17 protein-coding genes are annotated in these 15,521 nt (G+C 55.5%); 16 read left to right on the forward strand and 1 reads right to left on the reverse strand.

Features of this window, described 5'->3' with window-relative positions; all coding sequences use genetic code 11:
• Nucleotides 1–84 precede the first annotated feature (84 nt).
• From eutL to mdh, 15 genes are all read left to right on the forward strand, one after another.
• Nucleotides 85–735, forward strand: coding sequence for an ethanolamine utilization microcompartment protein EutL (gene eutL, locus M655_RS01995; protein WP_005827509.1), 651 nt, complete (start codon nucleotides 85–87; stop codon nucleotides 733–735).
• A 35-nt stretch (nucleotides 736–770) separates the two neighbouring features.
• Entirely contained in the window at nucleotides 771–1,262 is a 492-nt protein-coding gene (locus tag M655_RS02000; protein WP_005827511.1) for a BMC domain-containing protein, read from the forward strand.
• Nucleotides 1,262–2,755, forward strand: coding sequence for an acetaldehyde dehydrogenase (acetylating) (locus M655_RS02005; RefSeq protein ID WP_007777369.1), 1,494 nt, complete (start codon nucleotides 1,262–1,264; stop codon nucleotides 2,753–2,755). The genes M655_RS02000 and M655_RS02005 overlap by 1 nt, the downstream gene beginning before the upstream one ends.
• Nucleotides 2,756–2,797: 42 nt before the next feature.
• On the forward strand, nucleotides 2,798–3,085 hold the full coding sequence (eutM, locus tag M655_RS02010) for an ethanolamine utilization microcompartment protein EutM (RefSeq protein WP_005827515.1): 288 nt from the start codon (nucleotides 2,798–2,800) through the stop codon (nucleotides 3,083–3,085).
• Nucleotides 3,086–3,091: 6 nt separating this feature from the next.
• Nucleotides 3,092–3,871, forward strand: coding sequence for a phosphate propanoyltransferase (gene pduL, locus M655_RS02015; protein ID WP_005827517.1), 780 nt, complete (start codon nucleotides 3,092–3,094; stop codon nucleotides 3,869–3,871).
• Nucleotides 3,872–3,887: 16 nt separating this feature from the next.
• Nucleotides 3,888–4,706, forward strand: a complete 819-nt coding sequence (locus tag M655_RS02020) for a hypothetical protein (protein ID WP_007777362.1) — start codon at nucleotides 3,888–3,890, stop codon at nucleotides 4,704–4,706.
• Nucleotides 4,707–4,710: 4 nt separating this feature from the next.
• Nucleotides 4,711–4,998 (forward strand): EutN/CcmL family microcompartment protein, encoded by a 288-nt coding sequence (locus tag M655_RS02025; protein WP_005827520.1) that lies wholly within the window; start codon nucleotides 4,711–4,713, stop codon nucleotides 4,996–4,998.
• A 2-nt stretch (nucleotides 4,999–5,000) separates the two neighbouring features.
• Nucleotides 5,001–5,342, forward strand: a complete 342-nt coding sequence (gene eutS / locus M655_RS02030; RefSeq protein WP_005827522.1) for an ethanolamine utilization microcompartment protein EutS — start codon at nucleotides 5,001–5,003, stop codon at nucleotides 5,340–5,342.
• Complete coding sequence (locus tag M655_RS02035; protein ID WP_005827524.1) at nucleotides 5,339–5,782, forward strand: EutP/PduV family microcompartment system protein; 444 nt, start codon at nucleotides 5,339–5,341, stop codon at nucleotides 5,780–5,782. Before eutS ends, M655_RS02035 begins: the two co-directional genes overlap by 4 nt.
• Before the next feature lie 74 nt (nucleotides 5,783–5,856).
• On the forward strand, nucleotides 5,857–7,317 hold the full coding sequence (locus M655_RS02040) for a GAF domain-containing sensor histidine kinase (protein WP_026557594.1): 1,461 nt from the start codon (nucleotides 5,857–5,859) through the stop codon (nucleotides 7,315–7,317).
• Nucleotides 7,283–7,879: an ANTAR domain-containing response regulator gene (locus tag M655_RS02045; protein ID WP_429777001.1), complete on the forward strand. Its 597-nt coding sequence runs from the start codon at nucleotides 7,283–7,285 to the stop codon at nucleotides 7,877–7,879. The genes M655_RS02040 and M655_RS02045 overlap by 35 nt, the downstream gene beginning before the upstream one ends.
• Nucleotides 7,880–8,034: 155 nt before the next feature.
• The gene (locus M655_RS02050) at nucleotides 8,035–9,495 is read left to right on the forward strand and encodes an ethanolamine ammonia-lyase reactivating factor EutA (RefSeq protein ID WP_005827530.1); all 1,461 of its coding nucleotides are present in this window, start codon (nucleotides 8,035–8,037) and stop codon (nucleotides 9,493–9,495) included.
• Between the two features lie 20 nt (nucleotides 9,496–9,515).
• The gene (locus M655_RS02055; RefSeq protein WP_026557593.1) at nucleotides 9,516–10,877 is read left to right on the forward strand and encodes an ethanolamine ammonia-lyase subunit EutB; all 1,362 of its coding nucleotides are present in this window, start codon (nucleotides 9,516–9,518) and stop codon (nucleotides 10,875–10,877) included.
• A 20-nt stretch (nucleotides 10,878–10,897) separates the two neighbouring features.
• Nucleotides 10,898–11,821, forward strand: coding sequence for an ethanolamine ammonia-lyase subunit EutC (gene eutC / locus M655_RS02060; protein WP_005827534.1), 924 nt, complete (start codon nucleotides 10,898–10,900; stop codon nucleotides 11,819–11,821).
• 36 nt (nucleotides 11,822–11,857) lie between these two features.
• Entirely contained in the window at nucleotides 11,858–12,799 is a 942-nt protein-coding gene (gene mdh / locus M655_RS02065; RefSeq protein WP_005827536.1) for a malate dehydrogenase, read from the forward strand.
• A gap of 148 nt (nucleotides 12,800–12,947) precedes the next feature.
• Here mdh and M655_RS02070 read toward each other — a convergent pair whose 3' ends face one another.
• Nucleotides 12,948–14,237, reverse strand: a complete 1,290-nt coding sequence (locus M655_RS02070; protein ID WP_007777346.1) for a haloacid dehalogenase-like hydrolase — start codon at nucleotides 14,235–14,237, stop codon at nucleotides 12,948–12,950.
• Nucleotides 14,238–14,550: 313 nt separating this feature from the next.
• Here M655_RS02070 and M655_RS02075 point away from each other — a divergent pair, with 313 nt between their 5' ends.
• On the forward strand, nucleotides 14,551–15,495 hold the full coding sequence (locus M655_RS02075; RefSeq protein WP_081414726.1) for an aminopeptidase: 945 nt from the start codon (nucleotides 14,551–14,553) through the stop codon (nucleotides 15,493–15,495).
• The last annotated feature ends 26 nt before the right edge of the window (nucleotides 15,496–15,521 follow it).

Consider the following 15,521-nt stretch of genomic DNA (forward strand, 5'->3'; position numbering starts at 1 on the left):
TGAACACGAGTCTTGTTCTTTCGTGTTTAGGCACCTTTTTTTGCGTTTTGAAAAGGGAAGTTGTCTGAAAGGAGTGTGACACGCATGGAAAAACCAATTCGAGCGACGCCGCTTGCGATCCGAATGATTCCCAACGTCGATCCACAATTTGCGGAGAAGCTGAACCTGCCTTCCCATATCCGCAGTGTGGGGATGCTGACATCCACCATTGACGATGTGGGCTATACAGCCATTGATGAAGCGACGAAAAAGGCAGCAGTCGAAGTGATTTACGCCAAGTCGTTTTACGCAGGCTCTGGGCACGCTTCCGGTCCGTTGTCCGGCGAGTTCATCGGGATCATCGGGGGAGCGACGCCATCAGAGGTACAGAGCGGTATTGATGCAGCCGTTGCCTTCATGGAAAGCGGAGCATGCTTTTACTCGTTGAATGAAGAGGGGACGCATGCGTATTACGCACATGTCGTGTCGCGGACGGGCAGCTACTTGTCTGGGCTTGCCGGCATCAGGGAAGGGGAGCCGCTCGCCTATCTGATCGCTCCGCCGCTTGAGGCCATGTACGGGATAGATGCCGCTCTCAAGGCAGCAGATGTACAGATGGTGCAGTTTTTTGGCCCGCCCACGGAAACCAACTTCGGGGGAGCGCTGCTTACAGGAAGCCAATCGGCATGCACCGCAGCAGCCGCTGCCTTTGCCGACGCAGTAAGAAGCGTCGCCCGACAGCCAGTCAAACGATAAAAGGGATTTTCCCTCTTGAAGGGGAGGAAATGTAAATGCGCGCTCATGCATACTCACTGGGCATGATTGAGACGCTGGGCTTGCCCGCGCTCATCGCGGCCGCCGATGCTGCTGCCAAAGCGGCAGACGTCAAGGTCGTTACTTATGAAGGCGCGGATGCAGGGATTGTGACCGTGTACGTAATCGGAGATGTTTCTTCGGTTCAGGCGGCTGTAGACGCTGGCGCTGACGCAGCAAGACGCGTCGGACGGTTGCTGCACTCCCACGTCATCCCGCGTCCTGATGAGAATGTTCCCAAAATGATTAAAAATCTGATGCGTTCGGAAGCGAAGGAAGAAGCCAAGCCACAGCCTGCACAGGCAAAGGCAGAGCCGACGCTGGCGGAGCAATCGATCAACGACTTGCGCAAGCTGGCCCGCTCGATTGCGGATTTCCCGCTTTCGACCAATGACATCAATACGGCGAAGAAAGAAGACCTGATTCGCCTGATTGAAGAAAAGCAGCAAGGCGGAGGTGACAAAGCCTAATGACACTGGACGCTGATTTGTATTCCATTCAGGAAGTGCGCACGTACCTCGCCCAAGCGAAGGAAGCGCAGGCGAAGCTTGCTACCTACACCCAGGAGCAGATCGACCGGATCATCGCTGCCATGTCCAAGGCTGGCGTAGAGAATGCCGAGCGATTGGCCGCTCTGGCGGTTGAAGAGACTGGCTTCGGAAACGTTCCGGACAAACGGATGAAAAACTTGTTCGCTTCCCAGGATGTGTATGCTTCTATCAAAGATGTGAAGACCGTAGGCATCATTCGCAAGGACGAAGAGAACAAGGTGTGGGAAGTGGCGCAGCCGGTCGGGATCGTGGCTGGTATCGTGCCGTCGACCAACCCGACATCGACCGTTATTTTCAAGTCGATGATCGCGCTCAAGGCGCGCAACGCGATTGTCTTCAGCCCGCACCCGTCGGCAGCCAAATGCACGCTGGAAGCAGCGCGGCTGATGGCACAGGCCGCTGTGCAGGCTGGAGCGCCGGAAGGCTTGATCCATTGCGTTAGCAAGCCGACGCTCCCGGCTACAAACGAGCTGATGAAGCACAAGCTGACCAACGTGATTCTCGCAACAGGTGGTACGCCAATGGTGCGGGCTGCGTACAGCTCCGGAAAGCCTGCTTACGGTGTCGGACCCGGAAACGTTCCGGTCTACATCCACCACAGCGCTGACCTCGCTGCCGCTGCCAAGCGCATTGTGCAGAGCAAGACCTTTGACTACGGCACCATCTGCGCCTCGGAGCAGGCACTAGTGGTTGAGGAAGCGGTCAAGCATCAGATGATTGCCGCTTTGAAGCGCGAAGGAGCGTACTTCCTGGACGAGAACGAGAAGGCAAAAGTAGCCGCCATCATCATGGTGAACGGCTCGCTCAACGCCAAAATCGTCGGCCGCTCCCCGCACGTCATCGCGCAAATGGCAGGCATCTCGATTCCGGCCGAAACGCGCGTGCTGGTGGCGGAAGAGACTGGCGTAGGCAAAGAGTATCCGCTGTCCGTGGAAAAGCTGGCGCCGATTCTCGCTCTCTACACCGTTCAAGGAGACAACGAGGCGTTTGCCCGTTGCCGCGAGCTGCTCACGCACGGCGGCTTGGGCCACACCGCAGGGATTCACGCACAGGATGAAAACATCATCGCATCTTACGGCCAGGCGATGCCGGCTTCCCGCATCCCGGTCAATACCGGAACCACCTTCGGGGGCATCGGGGCCACGACTGGCGTGCAGCCGTCCTTTACGCTCGGATGCGGTTCTTTCGGGAACAACATCACATCCGACAACATCGGTCCCAAGCATCTTTTCAACATCAAGCGCGTCGCTTTCGGCGTAAGAGAAATGCCTGAGTCTGCGCCAGTGCAAGCTGCACAAGCGACAAAGGCAGAGGAAGCCGTGCTGCAAGCAGTCTCTTCGCTGAACGTCGGCTTGAGCCGCGAAGAGATCAAAAACATTATTAAATCGGTTTTAACAGAAATGACGTCGTAAATTAGTAAAAATTTGTCCATATAATTAAGGAGGAATAAAAAAATGGCTGGAGAAATGTCCGCATTGGGAATGGTAGAAACAAAAGGTCTGGTAGGAGCAGTTGAAGCTGCTGATGCAATGGTAAAAGCAGCGAACGTAAAACTGATTGGCAAAGTACACGTAGGTGGCGGTCTCGTAACAGTCATGGTACGTGGTGACGTAGGTGCAGTAAAAGCTTCCACGGACGCAGGCGCCGCTGCTGCCGAAAAAGTAGGCGAGCTCGTATCTGTACACGTCATCCCACGCCCGCACGGAGACATTGAACTGATCCTGCCTAAGCTCGAAGGGTAATCCCCTATGGCAGTTATTACAGAAGCATCTTTGCGAGCCATGCATAAGACAGGCATCCCAAACCCCTTTCTCCTGGAGAAAGGGGATAAAATCACACCAGCAGCGGCAGATTTCTTGAAAGGAAGAGGGATTCAAGTGAAATCTTTTGAAGAACAACAGCAGCAACCTTCCACCAATCAAACTGCCGGGGCCGTACAGGAAATTCCCCTTGGCGTTTCCAATCGCCACGTTCATTTGTCGCCAGCCGATGTAGAGAAGCTGTTTGGCGCAGGACACCAATTGACGCCGATGCGCGATCTGTCGCAGCCTGGCCAGTTCGCTTGCCAGGAGACGGTGACCATCGTCGGGCCAAAAGGCAGCATTCACGGCGTGCGCATTCTCGGACCGGCGCGCGGAGCGACGCAAGTGGAAATCTCCCGCACGGACGGATTTACGCTGGGCGTGCATGCCCCTGTGCGGATGTCTGGAGATATTGAAGGAACACCGGGTCTGGTACTCGTAACAGCAAAAGGCACAGTCGTACTGGACAAAGGTGTGATTGTAGCCAAGCGGCACGTTCACATGTCGCCTGCGGATGCCGAGCAGTTCCAGGTGAAGGACGGCGACACGCTGATCCTTGCGACGCAGAGTGACCGCCCTGTCATCTATCCGGATGTGGTCGTTCGCGTACATCCACAATTCGCGCTCGATTTCCACGTCGATCTGGATGAAGGGAATGCCGCCAATTTGAAAACGGGCGACCGGGTAAAAGTGATCGGCAAAAACGGCCAGTTTTACTCCGGCTAACGGAGGTAGAGCTTTGATGGACATCAGAGAAATGGTGGCATCGATTACGAAAGAAATTTTGCTTTCCATGAATGCAGAAAAGAAACCGGAAGCGCCTCGTGTCCTGTATGTCTTTTGCGACAGCCAGGCACATGAGGCATTCCAGGATCATTTTATCCATCTGAAAAACCACGGGATTTGCCACGACATCCTTTTCCTGGACGGGGAAACTTCCTCCTGGCTGGGGATGCACAAGATCGAATGCGGGGGAGCAGGCAAAATTCTCACAGCGGATGAGTATGCTCCCGCCCCGTTGGAAGTGCCGAAAGATTACGCCGGGATCGTCATTCCGGAGATTGATCTGGACAATGCGGCGCGAATCGCCTCCGGCCTGAAAGGCACGATCAAGGCAGAAATCGTCTTCTCCGCACTGGTGACAGGCAAGTTCGTCATCGCAGGTTCCGACGTGCCGGGCATCAAGCGCGCCGACCGCCGCACCCTGCAAACGTTGACGCTGACGCCAGCATACGACAGGCTGTTCCTGCGTCATGTCGAGGCGATGAAGGAGCTTGGCGTGGAGTTCGTGGAGCAGAAACGCTTGGCTGACCGCGTCGTTTCCAAGCTGAAGTCCCAACTGCAAAAAGCAGAGGCAAAGCCTGAGCAGCCGACCTTGACGGCCTTGGACGAGGCAGAAGCGGTGTTCTCTGGCAAGCTGCTGACGGCTGACTGGATCAAATCCCAGCCGGAGTTGCGGGATACGACCTTGCATGTGAAAAAAGGAGCGATTGTCTCTCCGCTGGCTTACGACAGCATGAGAGAGCGCGGCATTACGGTCAGCTATTTAGGAAAAGGGTGATCGCATGTTTTTGGGAAAAGTGATCGGCAGCGTTTGGGCAACCCAAAAGGAAACCGGCATGGAAAATCTCAAGCTGATGGTTGTCCAGCCCATTGACTGGCGCGGCGAAGAGAGCGGGCAAACCGTCATCGCAGCAGACCGGATCGGGGCAGGGATCGGCGAGCAGGTCATCGTCTCGCGCGGGACGCCTGCCCGTATCCTTTTTACTGGCAACAGCGTGCCGATCGATGCGATCATCGTGGGCATCGTCGATTCGTTTGAGGTGCCGGGTGCCGCAGGAGGAGAGGGATAGCGATGGAACAGGAACGTTCACGGGTCATACAGGAATTTGTCCCAGGGAAACAGGTCACGTTGGCTCATGTGATCGCAAACCCTGACCCTATGCTCTATACCAAGCTGGGGATCAAGGAGGCCGGAGCGATCGGCATTCTGACCCTGACGCCGACGGAAACGGCCATTATTGCTGCCGACATCGCAACGAAGGCAGCAGGTGTCGAGCTTGGGTTTCTCGATCGTTTCACAGGTTCACTGATTGTCGTGGGGGATGTCTCTGCTGTAGAGATGGCAGTGGACGCGGTCAATCAGGTGCTGAGCGAAAAACTGCGGTTCACACCGGCATTGGTGACGAAATCATGACAGGCCGTGTCATGATTATCGGGGCCATCGAAGCGGGCAAGTCTTCTCTGGTCAAAGCGCTGTTCAACGATGAACAGCCGGCCAGGAAGACGCAAGCGCTGGAATATCGGGACTGGGTGATCGACACGCCGGGCGAGTACAGCGAAAATCCGATGTTTTACCGCACCCTGATGGCAACCGCGCTGGAGGCGACCATCGTGGTGATGGTCCAGGATGCCACACGCGAGCGCAACTACTTTCCCCCGGGCTTCGCGCACGGCTTTCCCCAGGCGTGCGTAGGAGTCATCACCAAGGTAGATCACCCCGCTGCCGATGTGCAACGAGCGGAAGGCTTTTTGCGCCAGTCGCTGGGCGACGCGCGAATTTTTCGGACGTCCTCCTACACCAGTGAGGGAGTGCCGGAATTGCGCGCGTATTTGCAAGAAATGGTAAGCGAATAAGCCTCTTTCCGCCGTAGCGAGTCTGTGAGAAAATGAAGGCAATATCAACTCCTAGCAGGTGAAAAGAGGTTCGCATGCAATCCATACGGGAACTGTGCAAAGCGTCTACGATATTGAGTGAGGACGACATCCAGATCGTGGAGGACCTCGCTTCCAAATTGCAGATTTTTGCCGATCTGTCGCAGGCAGACATGTTCATCGACTGCCCGACAGTAGACCGAAGTGCTGCTTTGGTGGTCGCGCAGGCCAAGCCTAGCACCGCGCGATCCATGTACAGCGGCTCCGTCGTGGGGCATCTGGCGACCGCGATCAACGAGCCTGCTGTCATGTACTGCCTGACTACAGGAAAGCCGGTGATCGGGTCGAGAGGTGTCTCGCAGGAGCAGGTCGTCATGCGTCAAAGCGTCGTGCCGATTACAAACGCCGAGGGCAAAACGATCGGGACGCTGATTACCGAGCAGGATATTTCCAAGCAGGTCGAACAAGAAAAAAATGTCGAGATGCTCAAGGAAACGACCGAACATCTGAGCGAGACGCTGATTCAGTTCGCAGTGCCTGATATGCCGATTTCTTCACTTTTGCATGAAGGCATGATTTTGTTTGACCAGAGTGGGATCATCACCTACGCCAACGGGCGCGCCCACAAGCTGCTCTCCTTGATCGGCTTTGAGAGACCGGACAAGGGCGTGAGCATCGAACGCATTTTTTCCTGGCGAGTTTCCCCGGAAAACTTCGTGCGTCACGGGGGCTACATTCAGGATGAGTTGTCAAAAGGAAAGCATTTTATCATGATGAAAGCGGTTTCGTCCGTGCGCAAGCTCGACATCATCGGAGGCATCATCTTGCTCCGGGACATTTCGGACATCCGCGAAAAAGAAAAGCAGTTGATGATTAAGTCGGCTGTCATCAAAGAGATTCACCATCGCGTGAAAAACAATTTGCAAACGATCGCAAGCCTGCTGCGCCTGCAAATGCGGCGTTCGCAGTCGAACGAGATCGAGAAAGTCTACCGGGAAAGCATCAACCGGATCAACAGCATCGCCATTATTCACGAATATTTGGCGCAGGACGGTCTGGAGCAGATCGACTTCAAAGAGATTTTAACCAAAATATCGAAAATAATCGTCTCTTCCATGAGACGTTCAGAGCAAGCTATACACGTCGTCGTGACGGGAGAATCCGTGTACCTGCCGTCCAACAAGGCGACATCCTTTGCCCTAATCGTCACGGAGCTGATTCAAAACTGCATGATCCACGGATTTCGCGAGCTTCATGAAGGGCGAATCTCCATTGCGCTCGTCTCGAAGGAGGATTTCGTCAGCCTGTCTGTCACGGATGACGGGGTGGGCATTGAGGACATGGAGCATATTCTCAAAAAAGGTCACCTTGGCTTGAAAATCGTCGACACGCTCGTCAAGGAAGACCTGGAGGGAACGATGCATTTCCGCAACACAGGCAACGGAACGGAAGTTACCATTCTCTATCCGATCCAGAAGGAGGATGAAGATGACACAGCCAAAGATTATGGTGGTTGACGACGAGCCGATCATTCGCATGGATTTGCGCGAGATGCTGGAAAACGAAGGCTATCAGGTTGTGGCCGAGGCGAAAAACGGGGAAGAGGCGGTCGAACTCGCTCATCGTCACAAACCCGACCTCATTATCATGGATGTGAAAATGCCTGGCCTTAATGGCATCAAGGCAAGCGGGATTATCCGCTCCTTTTCGGACTGCTCCATCCTTCTTTTGACCGCGTACAGCCAGAAGGAACTGGTGATCGATGCGCGGAAAGCCGGAGTGACGGCTTATCTGGTAAAGCCCGTATCCGAGGATGACCTGATTCCGGCTGTGGAGATCGCGCTCAGCCAAAAGGAAAAAGTCGTGTCGTTGAAGAAAGATATTAGCGATCTGAAACAGAAGATCGAGGATCGAAAATGCGTGGAAAAGGCCAAAGGCAAACTGATGAGCGCACTCTCCCTGGAGGAAGAGGCCGCTTACAAATGGATGCAGCAAGTAAGCATGCAACGGCGCATGCCGCTTGTGAAGCTCGCCGAGGAAATTCTCGCCGGCGAGGAAACGCTGTTTTCCCAAGGCTGATTTTCCTGACCGATAAACAAATGCGGGAAACGAAACAAGTAGATAGCAAGCAAAGCAAAGGCGCTTGAGTCAGACCGGAAGCGATTTTTTCGGCTGTTCAGGCGTTTTTCTTTTGCGGCCTTGTCTGGCACGCCAATGGTTCAAGGAGGTTCACGATGGATGAACAATGGATCCAAAGCGTCGGCATCGATGTAGGAACGAGCACGACCAAAATGATCGTCAGTCGTCTGCGCCTGGGGCGCATGTCCAGCACCTTTTCGCTGCCGCGCTACCAGATCGTGGAGCGCCAGTTGCTGTATGCGAGTCAAGTGCATTCCACTCCGCTGCTCGGGTTCGATGAGATTGACGCGGAAGGCATCGGGGCGATTTTGCAAGCGGAGTACGAAAAAGCACAAATCAGTCTGTCGTCCATCAAGTCGGGGGCCGTCATCATCACCGGGGAGACGGCCAGCAAGAAAAACGCGCAACACATCGTGCATTTGCTGGCAGAGCGATCCGGCGATTTTGTAGTGGCAACGGCGGGGGCAGACCTCGAAGGCGTGCTGGCAGGCAAAGGCGCGGGTGCGGAAAAACGCTCGCAAACGCTGCAAGGAACGATCGTCAACGTGGATATCGGCGGCGGTACGGCCAATGCGGCTTATTTTCAGCGCGGCCGAGCGATTGCGACAGTGACCTTCCACGTCGGCGGCAGGCTGATTCGCCTGGATCGGGAGGACGTCGTCACCTACGTGTCGCCAAACATTCAGGAATGGCTGAAGGCAAAAGGCTTGCGCATCGCGGTCGGGCAAAAAGTCGGACTGCCAGAAATAACAGAAGTGGCCCAGCAGATGGCCCGCAGCATGCTGGATTATTTGACGGGCAAAGAACGGCACGTATCGGGCTTGCTCGTCGTAGGGCCGCATTTGCGCGGGGAATTTCCGGTAGAAGAGCTGACCGTCTCCGGCGGGGTCGGACAGTTGATGACGGGACCGCCCGTGAAAAGCATGGCAGATGTCAGCCGCTACGGCGATTTTGGTCCGCTGCTGGGCTATGTGCTGCAGCAGGAGCGGGAAAAAGGAACGTACCCGGTGCGCTGGCTCGATCCGGAGCAAACCGTGCGAGCCACCGTGATCGGGGCTGGAATGCAAAGCACGGAAATCAGCGGCTCGACGGTGCATATCAAGCCGGAGCTTTTGCCGATTAAAAACATTCCGATTCTCAAGCTGGAGCTTACCCAGGAACAACTGTCGGACCCGGCGCGGATTCATCAGGAGGTAGCGGCGATCTACCAGCTCGGTGAACGGCTTTTTGATAAAACAACAGGCATCCCGTTCGCGCTCGCGATCTCAGGCATCGGCTATTGCTCGTATGCGCTGCTGCAAACGATCGCTCAGGAGCTGTCGGACCAATATCGGCATTATTTTGCCGAGAGCCGGACGATGGTCGTCATCTGCGAGACAGACATGGCCAAAGCATTGGGGCAGGGACTGGCACTGCGCTGCAAGGGAGAGCCAGAGATTATTTGCATCGATCAGGTGCGGGTGGAGTATGGCGATTATATCGACCTGGGTGAGCCGATTTCGGGAACGATTATCCCGGTCGTGGTAAAAACCCTCGCTTTTGATGAGAAGGCGTAACGTACAAAGGGGTGGACGAAATGAACACGAAAACGACTGTGCTTGGACAGACCTATCAATTTCGCGATTTGAAAGAAATTTTCGCGAAGGCAAACGAAGACAAATCCGGCGACCAACTGGCTGGAATCGCCGCTTCCGATTCCCGGGAACGCGTTGCTGCCAAGCAAGTATTGGCTGATCTGACGTTGGCCGACATTCGCAACAACCCCATGCTTCCTCCGGAGGAAGACGAAGTATCCCGCGTCATTGAAGAAGGCATCAACGAAAAAATTTACAACGAAATCAAAAACTGGAGCGTCGCCGAGTTGCGCGAGTACATTTTGAGCCACGAGGCGGGCGACAACGAGATCAAGCGCATCAGCCGCGGCTTGTCCAGCGAAATGATCGCGGCTACCGCTAAGCTGATGAGCAACCTCGACCTGATTACGGCTGCGGCCAAAATTCGCGTGGTGACTCACTGCAATACCGCGATTGGTCAGCAAGGCGTACTGGCATCGCGGGTTCAGCCCAATCACCCGTCCGATAGCGTACAAGGCATCAAGGCATCGCTGTACGAAGGACTCAGCTACGGAATCGGCGACGCGGTAATCGGAATCAACCCGGTTATTGATACAGCGGACAGCGTCAAGGATATTCTCAACATGACCAAAGAGGTAATGGACAAATGGGCGATTCCGACGCAAAACTGTGTACTCGCTCACGTGACCACGCAGATGCGCGCCATCCGTCAGGGGGCGCCTGCCGACCTGATTTTCCAAAGTCTTGCGGGCAGCGAAAAAGGCAACAACGCCTTCGGGATTGACGTCAAGCTGCTGGACGAAGCCGACGAGCTGATGCGCAAGGAAGGCACTTCCTACGGGCCGAACTTCTGGTACTTCGAGACGGGCCAAGGCTCCGAGCTGTCCTCCGAGGCGCACTTCGGCATCGACCAGGTGACGATGGAGGCGCGCTGCTACGGTCTTGCTCGCAAGTACAACCCGTTTATCGTCAATACGGTAGTCGGCTTCATCGGACCGGAATATTTGTACGACAGCCGGCAAGTGATCCGCGCCGGGCTGGAAGACCACTACATGGGCAAAATGCACGGGCTGCCGATGGGCTGCGACGTCTGCTACACAAACCATATGAAGGTTGACCAGAACGATATGGACAATCTCGGAATTTTGCTATCGGCGGCAGGGGTGAACTTTGTCATCGGGGTGGCGATGGCGGACGACGTCATGCTCAACTATCAATCGACCAGCTTCCACGATATTGCCGCGTTCCGCGAGGTTCTCGGCCTCCGTCCGGCACCTGCTTTTGAAAAGTGGCTGGAAAAAATGGGGATCATGGAAAACGGCAAGCTGACGCCAATAGCAGGCGATCCGACAATCTTCATGTAAGAAGAGGGGGTGTATGACGGATGGAACAACAATTGGATTTTTTGGTAGACAAAGTGGTGGCAGAGCTGCAAAAAAAGCTGACCGAGCTGGGCGAAAAAGCGCCTGAGCCAAAAGCGGCAGCAGCGGCGGACGCGAAAGCCGGGGCACAGCAGGAAGCAGCTCCGGCACCAATGGCTTCCCGCCCGCAGGAGACACACGCCGCGCCAGCGGAGCCGGAGCGAACAGCGCAAATCCCGAATCCGAAATGGAAGGAAGGGCTGGATGAGTTGTTGGCCAGCACGCCTGCGCGGATCGGCGTATGGCGTACAGGGGTAAGACCGCTGACGAAAACGATGCTGCAACTCCGCCGCGACCACGCAGCGGCAGTCGATGCCGTCTACGGGGAAGTCAGCCAGGAAGTGCTCGACCAGTTTTCCTTGTTCACGGTAGAAACCCAGTACGACAACACCGAAAACTATTTGAAGCGCCCGGACATGGGACGCGTTCTCACCGAGGAAGGCGTGCGCTTGCTTCAGGAGCGTTGCCAAAAGAAGCCGCAGGTACAAATCGTCGTCTCCGACGGCCTGAGTGCCAGCGCGGTCGACGCCAACCTGAAAGACGTGCTTCCCTCCTTGATGGACTCGTTGAAAAGCTACGGCCTGAGTTGCGGGACTCCGTTTTTTGTCAAAGGCGGACGCGTCGCGAGCATGGACCATATCGGCGAGATTTTGGAGCCGGAAGTGCTGGTGCTGTTGATCGGAGAGCGTCCGGGTCTGGTTACGGCCCACTCCATGAGCGCCTACATGTGCTACCGTCCGCGCAAAGGAATGGTAGAGTCCGAGCGCACGGTAATTTCCAATATTCATCGTCAAGGGACGTCGCCGATCGAGGCAGGCGCCCACATCGGTACGATTCTCTCCAAAATGCTGGAGCAAAAAGCAAGCGGTGTGAAGCTGGTCTTGTAACATATGTGGGAAACGACACGACGAGGAGGAACTACCATGACATTCCGCAGAAAAAAAGTAGCCGTCATCGGCAGCGGCTTTACCGGAGCGACAACGGCGTTCATCATGGCGCAAAAAGAACTGGCTGACATCGTTTTGGTCGATATTCCGCAGCTTGAGAACCCGACCAAAGGAAAAGCGCTGGACATGATGGAGTCTTCGCCGGTGCTCGGCTTTGATGCCAACATCACCGGAACGTCCGACTACAAGGATATTCAAGGCTCCGATATCGTCATCATTACAGCAGGGATCGCCCGCAAGCCAGGCATGTCCCGCGACGACCTGGTGGCGACGAACGCGGCTATCATGCGTTCGGTAGCGGAGCAAGTGAAAATTTACGCGCCAAACTCCATCGTACTCATCCTGTCCAACCCGGTAGATGCGATGACCTATACGTTCTTCAAAACATCCGGCTTCCCGAAACACCGCGTCATCGGTCAATCCGGTGTGCTCGATACGGCGCGCTTCCGCACGTTTGTCGCCATGGAGCTGAACGTCTCCGTGGAAGACGTGACAGGCTTCGTGCTTGGCGGACACGGTGACGAAATGGTGCCGCTGTTGCGCTACTCCTACGCAGGCGGCATCCCGCTCGACAAATTGATCCCGCAAAATCGCCTCGATGCCATCGTCGAGCGCACGCGCAAAGGCGGCGGCGAGATCGTGGCCCTGCTCGGCAACGGCTCCGCCTACTACGCGCCTGCGGCCGCCCTGGTGGAAATGGCGGAAGCGATTCTGAAAGACAAGAAGCGCATCCTGCCGTCCATCGCTTATCTCGAAGGCGAGTACGGCTACCACGACCTGTACCTCGGCGTGCCTACCTTGTTGGGTGGCAACGGCATCGAGAAAGTCATCGAGCTGGATCTGACTGCCTCCGAGAAGGCAGCGCTGGACAAATCGGCTGACTCTGTTCGTGCTGTATTGAAAGTAGCGATGCAATAACAGCGTGTGATAGAGGGAAGCCCTGCCACCTGCACTTGGCGGGGCTTTTTCTCATGGGCGTGGAATGGGCTTGGGCTAGGCAAAAAAATGGGCTGAACAGAAAAAAACGCCTGCTTGTACGGGCGGTTTTTTCTCGTTTCTAGCTCGTTTATTTGGAGATCAACTGCGGCTCTTTTTCGCCCAGCCGAATGGTCGACTCGCTCGGAATCCACATGCCGGTGTTTTCGTCACGGCCTTGCAGGACAACCGTTGGGCTGGCTTTGCCGAGCTGCTCGGCGGCTTTGGCTGCCTGCTGGCCGATTTTGCCGCCTTTGACGCGGTTGACGACCAGGGCGAGCTGTACGCTGTCCAACTCGGTCATCATCTCAAAATCACCGTTGCTGTCGCCCGCGATAAAGATCGGCCCATAGCCGTATTTTTTGACCAGCACGCTCTCGATTACTTCTGTTTTGCCGTGCCCGACAGTGATCGGGTAATCTGGCTGGTACACGTTCGTAATCAGCCCGTTTTCCGTTTTCAGCCGCATGCCGATGATGTTTTCCGATGGCAGGTTGTAGCCGTATTTCGGCAGGGTGGCGAAAACGCGCACCACGTCCTCGAGCGAAGCGGACACGACGTAGACGTCAATGCCGTTTGCGCGCAGCGTGTTCATCAGGTTCGCCACTTCCGAAGTCAGGCGCAGCCCGGTTGTGTGGGAAGCTTTTACTACGCCTGCTTTGCCTGCCAAAGCTTTCGGGCTCGTCCAGGTTACTTTTTCAATCGCCATGCCCAGGCTCGCATCGTTGGAAACCTCGGCAAGCTGATGAACCTCGTCGATCGTCATGTTGGTGAACAGGTAGAGCACCCACGGATAGCCGATGGTGTTGCTGTGTGTGTCGTTGATCGCTTCGTAGAGAAAATACAGCTTCGCTCTGAAGTCGGCGAATTGCTCCGTTGCCTTCACTTCCTCCAGCGTTTTGCTGCCTTTGAGCCCTTCGTAATTTTGGTACAGGTAAGTGTAGTCGGCAACCAGGTCGCTTGCGATCGCGTCGAGAGTGACAGGTTTGCCGTCCACGTTTTTATACGCATCGGAAAAAGGCCCTTCCGGCACGTTGGTGCGAATCACCTTGCCGAACTCTTCCGGCGTGAGCTTGTAGGCGAGGTGGTTGATCTGGTAGACAAAGAGGGCTTCTTCCGTATCGTGCATGATGCTGGTGTTGTCCCAGTCAAAGACGACATACGGCTTTTTGGCCGCGTTGTAGGCAGGATTTTTGCTGCCGTTTTTCTCGATCAATGCGTTGACAGCCTGATAGGTGGCAGGTGCCCATTTCCCCTTGTCGAACACTTGTGGAGCTGGTGTTGCCGCGTGCGCCAAGACAGGCAGCGACGCTGCGAGCAGTGCAGCGGCCATCAGCAGCGTCAGCGACCAAAAGCTGCGCTTTGCCAGTGTGTGAGACATTGTTGTCATCCCCTTTTCTTTCTGAGATTGTCAGGAACCCCAAATGAAAACGCTCTCATTTTTCGGGAAGTTGGCCCCAGGCAAAAAAACAGGGCCCTTCCCGGCGCTCTATCACAAGCGCAGAAAAAGACCCCGTTGTCTTTTGCGTTTTTATTTGTACATTCATCATACTAAATCCGAAGAAAAAATCAAGAAAATTTCGCCAGTTTCTTCGCGAGCAGGAGTGGCAGCAAAAGAAAGCGAAGACAACATGGTTTGCAGGATCGTGATGGACATAATGATAGAGAGAAAGAGGCAGAGGATGATGAATCGGATGAAGCTGATAGAGACGAGCAAGGCTATTTTGACAAACTGCATGGCACTTCAGGCGAACGAAGCTTTTTTGGTGGTCGCGGACGAGCCTAAGCAAGAGCTTGGCGAAGTGCTCTTCGAGGCTGGCAAGCAGCTCGGGGCAGAGGCGATGCTGATGGTGATGAAAGAGCGGGAAAAATCAGGCCAGGAGCCTCCGGCGGCTGTAGCTGCGGCGATGAAAAGCGCCGATGTGGTCGTGTGCGTGACCGAGCATTCCTTGACGCATACAAAAGCGCGAAAAGAAGCGGCGGCCAACGGCGCAAGACTCGCCACCATGCCGAGTATTACGGCCGACATGTTTTTGGAGGGCGCGATCTCTGCCGACTACGCGCAAGTAAAAGTGCTGACGGAGAAAGTGACCGAACTGCTGACCGCAGCCAGCACCGTTCGCATCGAAAAGGCGGGCAAGTCGCTCACTTTTTCCATCGCTGGACGCAATGGCGTGCCGAGCACAGGCATGTACGTCAATCCAGGCGAATCGGGCAACCTGCCGTCGGGGGAAGCTTACGTGGCGCCGCTGGAGGGCACGGCAGAAGGGCAAATCGTGGTGGACGGCTCGATTTCCGGGATCGGCAAAATCGACTCGCCGCTGCTGCTGACGATTGAAAAAGGGCGGATTACCCACGCCGAAGGCACGTCCGCCGAGCGGCTGTTGCAAATTTTGGGCGACCAGGACGGACGCATGCTCGGCGAATTTGGGATCGGGACGAATGACAAGGCGCGGATTACGGGAGTCGTGCTGGAGGACGAGAAGGTGTACGGAACGATTCACGTGGCCTTCGGCAGCAACAATACGTTCGGCGGAACGATTGTGGCAGGGGTGCACATTGATCTGGTGGTCAAAGAGCCGGATGTTTACTTGGACGATACATGCATCATGAAAAACGGGAAGCTTTTGGGGCAGTAACCGACCCGGTCCGGGGCCCAGGATGA

This window comes from Brevibacillus sp. NSP2.1 (assembly GCF_000470975.2).
Taxonomy (GTDB): Bacteria; Bacillota; Bacilli; order Brevibacillales; family Brevibacillaceae; genus Brevibacillus; species Brevibacillus agri.

Bases quoted from the DNA above. Each gene is read 5' to 3' on its own strand.
- mdh (WP_005827536.1), top strand. From the start codon at position 11,858: ATGACATTCCGCAGAAAAAAAGTAGCCGTCATCGGCAGCGGCTTTACC.
- eutC (WP_005827534.1), top strand. From the start codon at position 10,898: ATGGAACAACAATTGGATTTTTTGGTAGACAAAGTGGTGGCAGAGCTG.
- M655_RS02025 (WP_005827520.1), top strand. From the start codon at position 4,711: ATGTTTTTGGGAAAAGTGATCGGCAGCGTTTGGGCAACCCAAAAGGAA.
- M655_RS02035 (WP_005827524.1), top strand. From the start codon at position 5,339: ATGACAGGCCGTGTCATGATTATCGGGGCCATCGAAGCGGGCAAGTCT.
- M655_RS02055 (WP_026557593.1), top strand. From the start codon at position 9,516: ATGAACACGAAAACGACTGTGCTTGGACAGACCTATCAATTTCGCGAT.
- M655_RS02040 (WP_026557594.1), top strand. From the start codon at position 5,857: ATGCAATCCATACGGGAACTGTGCAAAGCGTCTACGATATTGAGTGAG.
- eutM (WP_005827515.1), top strand. From the start codon at position 2,798: ATGGCTGGAGAAATGTCCGCATTGGGAATGGTAGAAACAAAAGGTCTG.
- M655_RS02045 (WP_429777001.1), top strand. From the start codon at position 7,283: ATGAAGATGACACAGCCAAAGATTATGGTGGTTGACGACGAGCCGATC.
- M655_RS02075 (WP_081414726.1), top strand. From the start codon at position 14,551: ATGAAGCTGATAGAGACGAGCAAGGCTATTTTGACAAACTGCATGGCA.
- M655_RS02070 (WP_007777346.1), bottom strand. From the start codon at position 14,237: ATGTCTCACACACTGGCAAAGCGCAGCTTTTGGTCGCTGACGCTGCTG.
- eutL (WP_005827509.1), top strand. From the start codon at position 85: ATGGAAAAACCAATTCGAGCGACGCCGCTTGCGATCCGAATGATTCCC.
- M655_RS02000 (WP_005827511.1), top strand. From the start codon at position 771: ATGCGCGCTCATGCATACTCACTGGGCATGATTGAGACGCTGGGCTTG.
- M655_RS02020 (WP_007777362.1), top strand. From the start codon at position 3,888: ATGGACATCAGAGAAATGGTGGCATCGATTACGAAAGAAATTTTGCTT.
- pduL (WP_005827517.1), top strand. From the start codon at position 3,092: ATGGCAGTTATTACAGAAGCATCTTTGCGAGCCATGCATAAGACAGGC.
- eutS (WP_005827522.1), top strand. From the start codon at position 5,001: ATGGAACAGGAACGTTCACGGGTCATACAGGAATTTGTCCCAGGGAAA.
- M655_RS02050 (WP_005827530.1), top strand. From the start codon at position 8,035: ATGGATGAACAATGGATCCAAAGCGTCGGCATCGATGTAGGAACGAGC.
- M655_RS02005 (WP_007777369.1), top strand. From the start codon at position 1,262: ATGACACTGGACGCTGATTTGTATTCCATTCAGGAAGTGCGCACGTAC.